At 69.6% G+C, this 13686-nt stretch carries 12 protein-coding genes; 7 read left to right on the plus strand and 5 right to left on the minus strand.

Annotated elements, in window-relative coordinates; genetic code table 11:
• Positions 1-9 precede the first annotated feature (9 nt).
• Positions 10-1659: a protein kinase domain-containing protein gene (locus tag P2L57_RS35320; protein WP_275821760.1), complete on the minus strand. Its 1650-nt coding sequence runs from the start codon at positions 1657-1659 to the stop codon at positions 10-12.
• Positions 1660-2011: 352 nt separating this feature from the next.
• On the opposite strand from P2L57_RS35320, the gene P2L57_RS35325 reads away from it, so the two are divergent.
• Positions 2012-3682, plus strand: a complete 1671-nt coding sequence (locus P2L57_RS35325) for a protein kinase domain-containing protein (protein ID WP_275821762.1) — start codon at positions 2012-2014, stop codon at positions 3680-3682.
• 12 nt (positions 3683-3694) lie between these two features.
• On the opposite strand, the gene P2L57_RS35330 is transcribed toward P2L57_RS35325, so the two are convergent.
• A complete protein-coding gene (locus tag P2L57_RS35330; RefSeq protein ID WP_275821764.1) occupies positions 3695-4765 on the minus strand; it encodes a phosphotransferase in 1071 nt (356 codons plus the stop codon).
• Between the two features lie 330 nt (positions 4766-5095).
• On the minus strand, positions 5096-5761 hold the full coding sequence (locus P2L57_RS35335) for a response regulator (RefSeq protein ID WP_275821766.1): 666 nt from the start codon (positions 5759-5761) through the stop codon (positions 5096-5098).
• Positions 5762-6069: 308 nt separating this feature from the next.
• Here P2L57_RS35335 and pdhA point away from each other — a divergent pair, with 308 nt between their 5' ends.
• From pdhA to P2L57_RS35350, 3 genes are read left to right on the plus strand one after another with little or no spacing between them, the layout of a single operon-like run.
• Complete coding sequence (gene pdhA, locus P2L57_RS35340; RefSeq protein WP_275821768.1) at positions 6070-7218, plus strand: pyruvate dehydrogenase (acetyl-transferring) E1 component subunit alpha; 1149 nt, start codon at positions 6070-6072, stop codon at positions 7216-7218.
• On the plus strand, positions 7215-8198 hold the full coding sequence (locus P2L57_RS35345; protein ID WP_275821770.1) for an alpha-ketoacid dehydrogenase subunit beta: 984 nt from the start codon (positions 7215-7217) through the stop codon (positions 8196-8198). Before pdhA ends, P2L57_RS35345 begins: the two co-directional genes overlap by 4 nt.
• A gap of 21 nt (positions 8199-8219) precedes the next feature.
• Positions 8220-9611 (plus strand): dihydrolipoamide acetyltransferase family protein, encoded by a 1392-nt coding sequence (locus P2L57_RS35350; protein ID WP_275821772.1) that lies wholly within the window; start codon positions 8220-8222, stop codon positions 9609-9611.
• Positions 9612-9666: 55 nt separating this feature from the next.
• Here P2L57_RS35350 and P2L57_RS35355 read toward each other — a convergent pair whose 3' ends face one another.
• On the minus strand, positions 9667-10086 hold the full coding sequence (locus P2L57_RS35355) for a nuclear transport factor 2 family protein (RefSeq protein WP_275821774.1): 420 nt from the start codon (positions 10084-10086) through the stop codon (positions 9667-9669).
• Between the two features lie 104 nt (positions 10087-10190).
• Between P2L57_RS35355 and P2L57_RS35360 the strand changes: the two genes are divergently transcribed.
• From P2L57_RS35360 to P2L57_RS35370, 3 genes are all read left to right on the plus strand, one after another.
• Positions 10191-10739 (plus strand): TetR/AcrR family transcriptional regulator, encoded by a 549-nt coding sequence (locus P2L57_RS35360; protein ID WP_275821776.1) that lies wholly within the window; start codon positions 10191-10193, stop codon positions 10737-10739.
• Between the two features lie 90 nt (positions 10740-10829).
• Positions 10830-11486 carry a GntR family transcriptional regulator gene (locus tag P2L57_RS35365; RefSeq protein ID WP_275821778.1) on the plus strand — a complete coding sequence of 219 codons (657 nt, stop codon included), beginning with the start codon at positions 10830-10832 and terminating at the stop codon, positions 11484-11486.
• Positions 11483-12808: an MFS transporter gene (locus P2L57_RS35370; protein WP_275821781.1), complete on the plus strand. Its 1326-nt coding sequence runs from the start codon at positions 11483-11485 to the stop codon at positions 12806-12808. Before P2L57_RS35365 ends, P2L57_RS35370 begins: the two co-directional genes overlap by 4 nt.
• Position 12809: 1 nt before the next feature.
• On the opposite strand, the gene P2L57_RS35375 is transcribed toward P2L57_RS35370, so the two are convergent.
• Positions 12810-13634: a maleylpyruvate isomerase family mycothiol-dependent enzyme gene (locus P2L57_RS35375; protein ID WP_275821783.1), complete on the minus strand. Its 825-nt coding sequence runs from the start codon at positions 13632-13634 to the stop codon at positions 12810-12812.
• Positions 13635-13686: the final 52 nt, after the last annotated feature.

The raw sequence follows: 13686 nt of genomic DNA on the forward strand, positions 1-13686 counted from the left end.
CTCTTCGGGTCAGCCGCCGCTCTTGCCCGTCGACACGATCAGGGTGATCTGGTCCGTCTTCGGGTTGAACTCGCCGTATTTGTCCGGGGATTCGCTCATCACGATGCCCTTGCCCCAGACGTTCTCGTCCTCGTACTGGAGCTTGTACTTCCAGCCGGCCGCGTTCATGCAGGCCTTGACCGAGTCGATGTACTTGAAGGTCAGGTCGGGCATGATGATCTTGCCGCCGCTGTCCGTGAAGCCGCCGGACGCCTGTGTGCAGGTGCTGGGGTCGACGGTCCGGCTCGGGTCGCCCATCTTGATGTCGCTGCCGCCGTGGCCGCCGGGCGCCGCCGTGGGCTGTGACACGTCCGTCGGGCCGGGCGTCGGGTGCGACTTGGTCTTGTGGCTCATCGTCGCGATGATCGAGATGAGCACCACACCGATCACCGCGGCGACCCCGATGAAGATCAGCAGCGGCTTCCAGTTCCCGCCGCTCCTGCGCGGCGCGGGGGCCGGGGTGCGGTACGCGGGCGTCGGGCGCGGGGTGGGCGGCGGGGTCTGGAAGCCCCCCGCGTTGTACTGCTGCTGGTACTGGTTCGGCGGCGGGGTCGGCGGCCCGTAGTTCACCGGCGGCGGCGTGGCCGCCTGCGGCTGGTACGGCGAGTGCACCGGGCCCGGCGCCGGGGTGTGCGGATCGCCGGTCGCGTTCGGGAAGACCGCGAAGGAGCCGGGGTGGCCGGTCGCGGCCGCCTGGTGGGCCTTCGGGCCCTCGCTGATCACCAGCGGTGTCGCGGTGCCCTTGGCGGCCGAGGAGACCCGCTCGCACTCGTCCTGCATCGTCTCGGCGGTCGGGAACCGGTCCGCCGGATTCTTCCGCAGCGCCCGCGCCACCAGCGCGTCCACCGCGGGCGGCAGCGACCGGTTGATCGACGAGGGGGCCGGCGGCTCCTCCTGTACGTGCTGGTAGGCCACGGACAGCGGGGAGTCACCGTCGAAGGGCAGCCGCCCGGTCAGCAGCTCGAACAGCATGCAGCCGACCGAGTACAGGTCGGAGCGCGCGTCCACGCCGCGGCCCAGCGCCTGTTCCGGCGAGAGGTACTGCGGCGTACCGACGACCATGCCGGTCTGCGTCATGGAGGTCACACCGGACTGCAGCGCCCGGGCGATGCCGAAGTCCATCACCTTGACGACGCCGCGCTTGGTCAGCATGACGTTGCCCGGCTTGATGTCCCGGTGCACCAGGCCCATCTCGTGGCTGACCGCGAGCGCGGCCAGCACATCACCGGTGATCTTCAGTGCCTTCTCGGTCGGCATCGCCCCGTGCTCCGCCACGTCCTCGTCGAGGATCTGCCGCAGCGGCTTGCCGTCCACCAGCTCCATCACGATGTACGGGATGGAACGGCCGTCTATCTCGTCCTCGCCCGAGTCGAAGACGGAGACGATGTTGGTGTGGTTGAGCTTGGCGACGGACTGTGCCTCGCGGCGGAAGCGCTCACGGAAGGACGCCTCACGGCCGAGTTCACTGTGCAGGGTCTTGATTGCGACCGGGCGTTCCAGCACAGTGTCGTAGCCGAAGTGGACGGAGGCCATCCCGCCCTCGCCGAGCAGGCTGCGCAACTCGTAACGGCCGCCGCCGACCGTAGTGCCCGAGAAGTCGCCCCGTGCGTCCCCGCTCATGTAACCGCTTCCCCCTCGGCGCACGGGAACCGTACGCACAAGACACCGATCTTCAGTCTGTTTGAGTCTGCCCGCCAAGTCTGCCGGAGTCGGTTAATGCGTCAAGTTGTCTGACCGATCCGTCACCGGATGCCCGGGAAACCGTTCCCGAACCGTGAACAACGTGCCGACCGCCGTTGTGAGCAGTCTGTGCGTAATGCGGTTTGTGCAGGTGAGGGCGGTACGAGGCGGGTTGTCCCGACTGACGCGTCCCATGGTTCACCGGGAAGGCGGTAGCGTTCCTCTTCGTACCACCCCAGTACTACCCAAGTACGAAGCACCTGTACGAGGCGATGAGCGACGGCGAGGACTGATGGACCAGACGCAGCCCTCGGGCGACCCCGAGGAGTCCTCGGCCCTCGGTGCCGAGGCGTACGACACACCGGATCTGTGGGGCGCCAACGGGTTCATGGGTGACGGCCGGTACCGGCTCACCCGGCGCCTGGGGCGCGGCGGCATGGCCGAGGTCTTCGCGGCGGAGGACGTCCGGCTGGGCCGCACGGTCGCGGTGAAGCTGCTCCGCAGTGATCTCGCGGAGGACCCGGTCTCCAAGGCCCGCTTCACCCGCGAGGCGCAGTCGGTCGCGGGACTCAACCACCACGCGGTGGTCGCGGTGTACGACTCCGGCGAGGACCGGGTCGGCAACAACGTCGTCCCGTACATCGTCATGGAGCTGTGCGAGGGCCGCACCATCCGCGACCTGCTGATCAACTCCGAGGCGCCACCGGTCGACCAGGCGTTGATCATCGTCTCCGGAGTGCTTGAGGCGCTCGCGTACAGCCACCAGCACGGCATCGTGCACCGTGACATCAAGCCCGCCAACGTGATCATCACCAACGCGGGCGCGGTCAAGGTCATGGACTTCGGCATCGCCCGGGCGCTGCACGGCGCGTCCACCACCATGACGCAGACCGGCATGGTCATGGGCACGCCGCAGTACCTCTCGCCCGAGCAGGCGCTCGGCAAGGCGGTCGACCACCGCTCCGACCTGTACGCGACCGGCTGCCTGCTCTACGAACTCCTCACGCTGCGCCCGCCGTTCACCGGTGAGACCCCGCTCTCGGTGGTCTACCAGCACGTACAGGACGATCCGCGGATCCCCTCGGACGTCAACGACCGGGTGCCGCCCGAGCTCGACGGCATGGTGCTGCGCGCGCTCGCCAAGAACCCGGACGATCGCTTCCAGAGCGCCGAGGAGATGCACGGCCTCGTGCAGTACGCCCTGCGCATGCTCCACGAGCAGGGCGGTTGGACGGGCGCCTGGGACACCGGCTACGTGGACCACTCGGCCGGATCGGCGGCCGCCGCCGGCATCGCCGCCACCACGGTGCTGCCGCACGCTCAGGCGGGGCACACCGCCGAGCTCGGCCCGCCGCTGCTGATGGGCCCGCCCAGTGGCGACGGCCCGGGCGGTTACGGGGGCGACGGCGGCCATGGCCGTGGCAACGGAGACGGCCGCAGCCACCGCGGCCGCAACACCGCGCTGCTGGTGGTCGCCGCGATCCTGGCGATCGGCCTGGGGGTCTTCTTCGCGATGAACGTGAGTCACCACGGCGGCAAGGGCGGCACCAGCACGGGCAACAGCCCCGCGCCGAGCGGGTCGCAGAGCGCCAGCCCCAGCGACTCGCCCAGCGACAGCAGTTCGCCGAGCGACCAGTCCAGCCTGGACACCACCACCGGACAGTCGGGCAGCGGTTCGACGGACCAGCCGTCCGAGCCGACGCACAGCCGTCAGCCCAGTTCGGAGCCGCCGAGCTCGCAGCCGCCGTCCTCGCCGCCACCGTCCTCGCCCGGGACCTCCACGGGCACGACGAACCAGGGCACCTCGCAGGGCGCCAACACCGGCACCACGAGCGGCACCGGTACCAGCAAGGGCACCACGTCGGGCACGTCCTCCGGCACTTCGCAGGGGACCACCGACGGCACGACGGCCGGTACGAGCCAGGGCGCCGCGCAGGGGACCATCGCGGGCCCGATGGGCTGACCGGCCGATCTCTCAGTTGGTGAACGCCGCGAGTACGGCCTCGTACTCGCGGGTCCACCACACCGCGAGACCGGCCGCGGCCGGGAAGAGCGGATCGGCCCGGCAGTCATGGCGCTGGTAGCGCCAGCGCAGCATCCAGAAGTCGTTCAGCCGCTCCCACCACACCCGGTGCACGGCCGCCGTCAGCTCCGCCACGGGCACCCCGGCGGCCGCCCGGTACGCCCGCGCGTACTGGCGCACCTTCGCCAGGTCCAGGGTGCCGTCGCAGTCCCGGACAAAGAAGATCACCGCGGCCCGTACCGCCTCTTCGGCGCGCGGCTGGACGCCCAGGCGGTCCCAGTCGACGATCGCGGCCGGTTCCGCGCCCTGGTAGAGCAGGTTGAGCGGATGGAAGTCGCCGTGCACCCAGCCGGTGACCCGGGTGGTGGCATCGGCCGGACGGCGGTGCGCATGCCGTTCGAGCAGCGCCCGGCGCTCCACGAGGCGGTGCTCGGCCAGTTCGTCGAAGGCGTCGCGGGGCCGCCGCTCGCGGGCCAGCCGCAGCAGTTCGTCGATGAGCGCGTAGGTGTCCTCGGGCACTGCGGACGAGTGCGCGGCCGGGTGGGCGGCGGTGTGCGCGTCGGCGGCCAGCACCCGGGCCAGCGCGATGTGGACCAGGCCGAGCAGGGCACCGAGATGGCGGGACTGCCGCTCGGTCAGTTCGGCGCCCGCCCGGTGCCGCCCCTCGACCCACGGGTACAGCGCGTAGGGCCGGCCGCCGATGACCGCCACCGTACGGCCCTCGGTGTCGGCCAGCGGTGCCGCGACCGGCAGCCCGAGTGCGCCGAGCCGCAGCGTGGCGCGGTGCTGGCGGGCGATGGTCGCCGGGTGGGCGGTGTCACGGTCCGTGACCCGGTCCGGGTCGCGGAGGTAGTGCTTGAGGAAGAAGCGGCCGCGGGTGGTCGCCAGCTGGTAGCCGCGGTTGAGCAGCCCCTGTGCCACCGGCTCGCAGGACAGCGGCGTCCCGGCGCCCTCGTAGCGGCGGAGCAGCGCTCCCAGCGTGTGGTCGGAGGGCGGCGCCGTTGCCGGGCTAGGAGGGGGCACCCGGCGAATGGTAGATCACCGCAGATCACGTGGTGTATCCGTGATGCCACTGCGGGGCGCTGCCCGAGCCGGACGCGATGCTCAATGCGCAGGTGGACGGGGCGGTGCTGGCCGCATACACCGTTTTCGGTCGTTCCCCGAACGATACAATTGCGCGCGACTCCGCTCACCTGAGTTATGGCCGCTCGGCGGATCCTGATGCCGTTGTGGCGTTGAGAAGATCCCGCCGCGACGGTGGGCAACCCCGATCGCGCGGACCGGTGGTCATCCGCCTGCCGCCGACCACGACACCCCGGTGGTCAGGATCCGCCGGACGGCTCTGGGCCGCCCTCAGCCCTGTTGCGGCTCGTCCGTGCGCATACGCGCAACGAACGCGGCTGCCTGGGTGCGCCGTTCCATGCCGAGCTTGGCGAGCAGCGAGGAGACGTAGTTCTTCACGGTCTTCTCGGCCAGGTGCAGCCGCTCGCCGATCTGCCGGTTGGTGAGGCCCTCGCCGATCAGGTCGAGGATCCTGCGGTCACGCTCGGTGAGGTTCGCAAGACGCGCGTCACCCTTGTCGTCGCCGCGCCGCAGCCGCTCCAGCACCCGGGCCGTGGCCACCGGGTCCAGCAGCGACCGCCCGGCCGCCACATCCCGTACCGCGGTGAGCAGATCGGTGCCGCGGATCGCCTTGAGGACGTACCCGGCGGCCCCTGCCATGATCGCGTCGAACAGCGCCTCGTCGTCCGCGAAGGACGTGAGCATCAGGCACTTGATCTCCGGCTGCGCGGAGCGGACCTCACGGCACACCTCGACACCGCTGCCATCCGGAAGGCGGACGTCCAGCACAGCGACATCCGGCCGGGTGGCCGGGATGCGGACCAGCGCGTCAGCCGCGGTGCCGGCCTCGCCCACCACCTCGACATCGTCCTCTACGGAGAGCAACTCCTGCACACCACGGCGTACTACTTCGTGGTCGTCAACCAGGAATACCGTGATTTTTCCTTCATCAGGCACCAAACCAGCCTCGCACACAATTGGATCTCCTCACCTCTTACGCAGTTTCGATCCGCGAGATAGCGTGCGGTTGTCCCGGTGGCCTGCCGGAATCGCCAGTTACTAGGAAATCAAAGCAAAACCGCAGGTAGATGCCCCTTCGCGCATTTGCGGGAGTAGTGGGTAACGTGCTTTTTGCAGGCCGTCAGCCGGGACAGAAGTCACTCCCGGCCCGGCCCGCCGCACACACCCCGTGCGCCGCGCCGAGTCGGGTGAGCCCGCACTGGTTCCCGGCGGACCCCGGGGGCCGGACAGACGGAGGAGCAGACGTGAGCGTGAAAAGCACTGCCGCGCGCAGCAGCCGCGGCGGCGCGAAGCGTCGAGGGGGAGCCGGGCGCAAGCCTGAACTCGTGCAGCTTCTGACCCCCGAGGGTGAACGCGTCGAACACAGCGAGTACTCCATCGACCTGACCCCGGAGGAACTGCGCGGCCTGTACCGCGACATGGTGTTCACCCGGCGCTTCGACGGCGAGGCGGTCACTCTGCAGCGCCAGGGCGAGCTGGGTCTGTGGGCCTCCCTGCTGGGCCAGGAGGCGGCGCAGATCGGCTCCGGCCGGGCCACTCGCCCCGATGACTACGTGTTCCCCACCTACCGCGAGCACGGTGTCGCATGGACCCGTGGCGTTGATCCGCTGAACCTGCTCGGCATGTTCCGCGGGGTCAACAACGGTGGCTGGGACCCGAACCTGAACAATTTCCACCTGTACACGATCGTCATCGGTTCGCAGGCACTGCACGCCACCGGTTACGCGATGGGTGTCGCCAAGGACGGCGCGGACTCCGCGGTCATCGCCTATTTCGGTGATGGCGCGTCCAGCCAGGGTGACGTGGCCGAGGCATTCACTTTCGCGGCGGTCTACAACGCTCCCGTGGTGTTCTTCTGCCAGAACAACCAGTGGGCGATCTCCGAACCCACCGAGCGGCAGACCCGGGTGCCGATCTACCAGCGTGCCGCCGGGTTCGGCTTCCCGGGCGTACGTGTCGACGGCAATGACGTGCTCGCCGTGCTGGCGGTCACCCGGGCGGCGCTGGAGCACGCCCGCTCCGGTGAGGGGCCGATGCTGGTCGAGGCGTTCACCTACCGGATGGGCGCGCACACCACCTCCGACGACGCCACCCGTTACCGGTTGGACGAGGAGACCGAGGAGTGGGCGGCCAAGGACCCGATCGCCCGACTGAAGGCCTACCTCGCCAACGAGGGTCTGGCGGACGAGACGTTCTTCGCCGAGGTCGAGGCGGAGAGCGACGCGCTGGCCAAGCGGGTGCGCGAGGGCGTACGCGCCATGCCGAACCCCGAGCCGATGGCGATCTTCGACAACATTTACGCGGACGGGCATGCGCTGGTAGACGAGGAGCGCGCCCAATTCGCCGCATACCAGGCCTCGTTCGAGGGTTCCGAGGAAGGGGCTGCGCGATGACGTCGCCGAAGACCATGACGATCGCCAAGGCGATCAACGAATCGCTGCGCACCTCCCTGGAGACCGACCCGAAGGTCCTGGTCATGGGCGAGGACGTGGGCAAGCTCGGCGGCGTCTTCCGGGTCACCGACGGACTGCAGAAGGACTTCGGCGAGGAGCGGGTGATCGACACCCCGCTCGCCGAGTCCGGCATCGTCGGTACCGCGATCGGCCTCGCGCTGCGCGGCTACCGCCCGGTGGTGGAGATCCAGTTCGACGGTTTCGTCTTCCCCGCGTACGACCAGATCGTCACCCAGCTCGCGAAGATGCACGCCCGCGCGCTCGGCAAGGTGAAGCTGCCGGTCGTCATCCGCATTCCGTACGGCGGCGGCATCGGTGCGGTGGAGCACCACAGCGAGTCGCCGGAGGCGCTGTTCGCGCATGTCCCGGGCCTGAAGGTGGTCTCGCCCGCGACACCGTCGGACGCCTACTGGATGATGCGGCAGGCCACCGAGTGCGACGACCCGGTCATCTTCTTCGAGCCGAAGCGCCGTTACTGGGACAAGGGCGAGGTCGACACGGCAGCCGTGCCCGCGCCGCTGCACCGCGCGCGGATCGCCCGTGAGGGCACCGATCTCACGCTGGCCGCGTACGGTCCGATGGTGAAGACCTGCCTTGAGGCCGCCGCGGCTGCCGAGGAGGAGGGCCACAGCCTGGAGGTGCTGGACCTGCGGTCGATGTCGCCGATCGACTTCGACACCCTGCAGGCGTCGGTGGAGAAGACCCGGCGGCTGGTGGTGGTGCATGAGGCGCCGGTCTTCCTGGGCACGGGCGCCGAGGTCGCGGCCCGGATCACCGAGCGCTGCTTCTACCACCTCGAAGCGCCGGTGCTGCGCGTGGGCGGTTTCCATGCGCCGTATCCGCCGGCCCGGTTGGAGGAGGACTACCTCCCGAACCTGGACCGTGTGCTCGACGCCGTCGACCGCGCGCTGGCGTTCTGAGAGCCGAGGAGAGCAGTGATCGTGACTACCCCTTCTCAGCGCTTCCGCGAGTTCAAGATGCCCGACGTGGGCGAGGGACTCACCGAGGCCGAAATCCTCAAGTGGTACGTGGCCGTTGGTGACACCGTGTCCGACGGGCAGGTCGTCTGTGAGGTGGAGACGGCCAAGGCAGCCGTCGAACTCCCCATCCCCTTCGACGGCCTGGTGTCCGAGATCCGCTTCGACGAGGGCTCGACGGTGGACGTGGGCACGTCCATCATCACCGTCGACACCACCCCGGGCGCCCCGGCCGAGGCGGCTGCCCCCGCCGCTGCCGAGCCCGAGGCGCCCGCCGCCGAACCGGAGCCGCCCAAGCGGCAGGCGGTACTGGTGGGTTACGGGGTCGCCGAGTCGTCGACGAAGCGCCGCCCGCGCAAGGCGTCCGCCGCACCGGCCGCCCCTTCGGTCGTGCCCCAGCAGCCCGTGCTCAACGGCGCCGCCGCACCGGAGGTGCCCGGCCCGCTGGTGCCCGAGGCGCCTCGCCCGCTGGCCAAGCCGCCGGTACGCAAGCTCGCCAAGGACCTCGGCGTCGATCTGGCCTCGGTAGTACCGACCGGGCCGCACGGGGTCATCACCCGCGAGGACGTCCAGGCGGCGGCAGCGCCCGCCCCGGCGCCCGTCGAACCGGTGGCGCCCGTGGCCCCCGCGGAGCAGGTGGCCGTTTCACGTGAAACACGGGAAACCCGGGTGCCGATCAAGGGGGTGCGCAAGGCGACCGCGCAGGCGATGGTGGCCAGCGCCTTCACCGCCCCGCATGTGACCGAGTTCGTGACCTTCGACATCACCCGCACCATGCGGCTGGTGCAGGAGCTGAAGACCGATCCGGCGTTCGCCGGGCTCAAGGTCAGCCCGCTGCTGCTGGTCGCCAAGGCGCTGCTGGTCGCGATCAGGCGCAACCCGGAGATCAACGCCTCCTGGGACGAAGCGAACCAGGAGATCGTGCACAAGGGGTATGTGAACCTCGGCATCGCCGCCGCCACTCCGCGTGGTCTGATCGTCCCCAACATCAAGGACGCCCAGTCCAAGACGCTCCCCGAACTGGCTGCGGCACTCGGCGAGTTGGTGGCCACGGCCCGCGAGGGCAAGACCTCCCCTGCCGACATGCAGGGCGGTACGGTCACCATCACCAACGTCGGCGTCTTCGGCGTCGACACCGGGACACCCATCCTGAACCCGGGTGAGTCCGCGATCCTCGCCTTCGGCGCGGTCAAGGATCAGCCCTGGGTCCACAAGGGCAGGGTCAAGCCCCGCCAGGTCACCACCCTGGCGCTCTCCTTCGACCACCGCCTGGTCGACGGCGAGTTGGGTTCCAAGGTGCTCGCCGACACGGCGGCCGTCCTGGAGTACCCCAAGCGCCTGCTCACCTGGGCGTAGCCCCGTTCGCCGCAGAGGGGCCCGTACGCTCACCAGGCGTCCGGGCCCCCTCTGGTCACAGCGCGATACGGCGCTGGTCGGCTGTGATCCGCACGTCGTTGATGCTGGCGTAGCGCTTGCGCATCAGCCCGTTGTCGTCGAACTCCCAGTTCTCGTTACCGTAGGAGCGGAACCACTGCCCCTGCGCGTCGTGCCATTCGTACTCGAAGCGCACCGCGATCCGATTGCCGGTGTACGCCCACAGTTCCTTGCGCAGCCGGTAGTCCAGCTCCCGCGCCCATTTGTCGGTCAGGAACGCGACGATCTCCGCACGGCCGTTGATGAACAGGTCGCGATTGCGCCACTCGGAATCCTCCGTGTAAGCGAGCGAGACCTTCTCGGGATCGCGGGTGTTCCAGGCGTCCTCGGCGGCCTGGACCTTGAGCCGTGCGCTTTCCTCGGTGAACGGCGGCAGCGGCGGCCGGGTGTCATGCATGGGAGTACCCCTTCCGATGGAGCCTTCCGGTGGAGAACGATCGTTCTCCACCCCTGGGTGTAGCCTAAGAGAACGATCGTTCTCCGGCAAGGAACAGGGCGGGCATGGATTCCGAGATGGCGCGGGCGCGTGTCCTGGACGCGGCCGAGGAGCTCTTCTACGGCCGGGGTGTGCAGGCCGTCGGCATGGATGAGATCCGGTCCGCTTCCGGGGTCTCCCTCAAGCGCGTCTACCAGCTCTTTCCCGCGAAGACGGATCTGGTGGAGGCGTATCTGCTCCGACGTGACGCCCGCTGGCGTGCCGACCTCGCCCGCTTCGTGGCGGACGGCGACTCATCCCGCGAGCGGATCCTGCGGGTCTACGACTGGCTGGAGCGCTGGTTCGGCGAACCGGACTTTCGTGGCTGCGCGTTCGTCAACTCCTACGGGGAGATGGGTGCCGTCTCGGAAGCGGTGGCCAGGGCGGCCCGGACGCACAAGGAACTGTTCCAGCGGTACGTCGCCGGACTCGTGGCGGACGCCGGTCAGCCCGACCGGCTGGCCGCCCCGCTCGCACTGCTGGCGGAGGGTGCGATCACCACCGCCGCCATCTCCGGATCCCCCGAGCCGGCCCGGCACGCCCGCGAGGCGGCGGCTCGACTGCTGGAGGCGTGAGGCGGCCAGGCCGCCGACCCGCTTGCCGACCGGTCCGTATCCCGGACAGATCTTCTCCCGCATACGTGTTGTATCTATGCTGTGCGCATCATGAACGCCGCCAGCACCCCCACCAAGCAGCCGCCCGCCGCCGAGCGGGTCTACGCGCATGTCAAACAAGCCGTACTGGACCGCTCCTACGAAGGCGGCACGCTGCTCACCGAGGGCGATCTCGCCGAGGCGGTCGGGGTGTCGCGTACGCCGGTGCGGGAAGGGCTGCTCCGGCTCGAGGCGGAGGGGCTGATCAAGCTCTATCCGAAGAAGGGCGCGCTGGTGCTGCCGGTCTCCGCGCAGGAGATCGCGGATGTGGTGGAGACCCGGCTGCTGGTCGAGGAGCACGCGGTCCGCAAGGTCGTGCCCGCGACCACCCAACTCCTCAGCCGACTGGAGGAGTTGCTCGACGAGCACGAGGAGCACCGGGAGACCGGTGATCTGGCCGCCGCTGCCGCCACCGACCGCTGTTTCCACGCCACGATCGTCCGGGCGGCGGGCAACGAGATCCTTTCCCAGCTCTACGACCAGTTGCGCGACCGCCAGTTGCGGATGGGCGTGGCGGTGATGCACGCCGAACCGGACCGGATCGCCAAGAACATCGAGGAACACGCGGAAATACTCGCCGCGTTGCGCGCGGGCGACGGTGAACGAGCCGCCGCCGTCGTGCGGCGGCATGTCAGCCGGGTCAAGGCGATTGTCAGGGGGGAAGCATGAGTGCTCTCGACACGGGGCGAAGCCGCCTTCGGCTACCCGGGGACCCGCCCGGCGGCCCGCGCGCCTGCGCGGTCTGGGGCCTCGGCGTCTTCGTCTACTTCATCGCCGTCGTCCACCGCTCCAGCCTCGGGGTGGCCGGAATCGACGCTGCGACCCGGTTCCACATCAGCGCCTCCGAGCTGTCGACGTTCTCCATACTCCAGGTGCTGGTCTACGCGGGGATGCAGATACCCGTCGGCATTCTGGTCGACCGGTTCGGCACCAAGAAGGTGCTGACAGCCGGGGTCATCCTGCTCACCGCGGGCCAACTCGGCTTCGCGCTCTCCCACTCGTACCCGATGGCGCTGACCGCCCGTGCGGTCCTCGGCTGCGGGGACGCCATGACGTTCATCAGCGTGCTGCGGCTGGGCGCGCGCTGGTTCCCCGCCCGGCGCGGGCCGTTGATAGCCCAGGGCGCCGCGCTCTTCGGCATGGCGGGCAACCTGGTCAGCACGATCCTGCTGTCCCGGCTGCTGCACTCGGCCGGCTGGACCCCCACCTTCGTGGGTACGGCACTCGGCGGCGCCCTCGTCCTGGTACTGATCGTGCTGTTCATGAAGGACCACCCCGAAGGGTATGAACCGCTGCCCTCCGGACCGCACCAGCCCGGGGCCGTACGGCGTCAACTCGTCGCCGCCTGGCGGGAGCCAGGCACCCGGCTCGGCCTGTGGGTGCACTTCACCACCCAGTTCTCCGCGATGGTCTTCCTGTTGCTGTGGGGCATGCCGTTCCTGGTCGAGGGCCAGGGGCTGTCGCGTGGCGCCGCCGGGTCCCTGCTGACCCTGCTCGTGCTGTCGAACATGGTCCTCGGCATGGTCTTCGGCCAGATCATCGCCCGTCACCACGGCGCTCGGATGCCGCTCGCCCTGGGCACGGTGGCGGCGACGGCCGCCGGTTGGGCCGCGGTACTCGTCTGGCCCACCGCACACGCGCCGTTGTGGCTGCTGATCGTGTTGTGCGCGGTGCTCGGTGCCTGTGGTCCGGCCTCGATGATCGGCTTCGACTTCGCGCGCCCGGCCAACCCGCCGGAGCGGTTCGGCACCGCCTCCGGCATCGTCAACATGGGCGGCTTCACCGCCTCGATGGTCGTGTTGCTGGCGGTCGGTGTGCTGCTGGACGCGACCGGCGACAACTTCACCGTCGCGCTCAGCAGCGTCTTCGTCGTGCAGGCGGTCGGCGTCAGCCAGATCCTGCGGCTGCGCGGGCAGGCGGCCCAGCGCGAGCGCGAGACGATCACCGTGAGCCGGGTGGAGGCGGTGCACACCGCCGAGGTCGGCGCCTGACTCAGGGTGTCACGGCGAGCGCGGCCAGGATCGCGTCCGCGAGTTCCCGGTCCCCGTCGACCTTGACCCGTTCCATGAGCGCCTCCGGCCGCCCCCGCCCGCAGACCAGCCGCACGAAGGTCTCCCAGTCCATCGCCAGCGTCACCACGGGCCCCAGCGAGACGCTGCCGTCGATCGTGCCGGTCCCCTCGGCGTCCACCCGTACCGTGCGCATGAACTCGACCGCCCCGTGCACGTCGAACACCACCGCGGAACCGGCGGGCGCGGACGCCTTCTTGGCGACGACCTTGGGCAACTGGGGCAGCAGGAAGTCCCGAACGACCGAAGCAGCCGGTGAGTCGAGATTGCCGGGCTTGCCGAGTGCCCGCCGGATGTCCTGCTCATGCACCCACACGTCGAACACCCGCAGGCGCAGTGACTCCTCGAGCGTCCGCTCCTTGCCCATCAGACTGCGGACCGTCGTCTCCGGTTCACGGGTCTCGTTCCGCAGCTGCCGCGCCCGGCGGATGATCGTGTACTCCAGCTCGGCGGTCATCTCCGGCCCGGTGTGGCAGCGCCGCACGTCCACCTGCACCTCCATGTACCGGCTGAACTCGTCGGTGACGTGGTACAGGTCGCGCGGTAGCGAGTGGATGGGCCGCGGGTCGCCGAGCGCCTCGCACTCGAGCCCGATCACATGCGAAACGACATCCCGTACCGACCAACCTGGGCAGTCTGTGGCCCGGTTCCACTCTCCCTCGGCGAGCGGTGAGACCAACTCCGATATCGCCTCTATTGAGTGGGTCCAGGCGTCGATGTAGGGCTGGAGCTTGCTGTGGACGGTCACGGGACCCCTCGAACGGATCGGTGCGGTCGTGGCTTGTTCTGTACTGGATGGT

The organism is Streptantibioticus ferralitis (assembly GCF_029223525.1).
GTDB classification, from domain to species: domain Bacteria; phylum Actinomycetota; class Actinomycetes; order Streptomycetales; family Streptomycetaceae; genus Streptantibioticus_A; species Streptantibioticus_A ferralitis.

Excerpts from the sequence above, each read along its gene's own strand:
- P2L57_RS35345 (WP_275821770.1), top strand. The coding sequence starts at position 7,215 with ATGACGTCGCCGAAGACCATGACGATCGCCAAGGCGATCAACGAATCG.
- P2L57_RS35325 (WP_275821762.1), top strand. The coding sequence starts at position 2,012 with ATGGACCAGACGCAGCCCTCGGGCGACCCCGAGGAGTCCTCGGCCCTC.
- P2L57_RS35365 (WP_275821778.1), top strand. The coding sequence starts at position 10,830 with ATGAACGCCGCCAGCACCCCCACCAAGCAGCCGCCCGCCGCCGAGCGG.
- P2L57_RS35320 (WP_275821760.1), bottom strand. The coding sequence starts at position 1,659 with ATGAGCGGGGACGCACGGGGCGACTTCTCGGGCACTACGGTCGGCGGC.
- P2L57_RS35360 (WP_275821776.1), top strand. The coding sequence starts at position 10,191 with ATGGATTCCGAGATGGCGCGGGCGCGTGTCCTGGACGCGGCCGAGGAG.
- P2L57_RS35370 (WP_275821781.1), top strand. The coding sequence starts at position 11,483 with ATGAGTGCTCTCGACACGGGGCGAAGCCGCCTTCGGCTACCCGGGGAC.
- P2L57_RS35355 (WP_275821774.1), bottom strand. The coding sequence starts at position 10,086 with ATGCATGACACCCGGCCGCCGCTGCCGCCGTTCACCGAGGAAAGCGCA.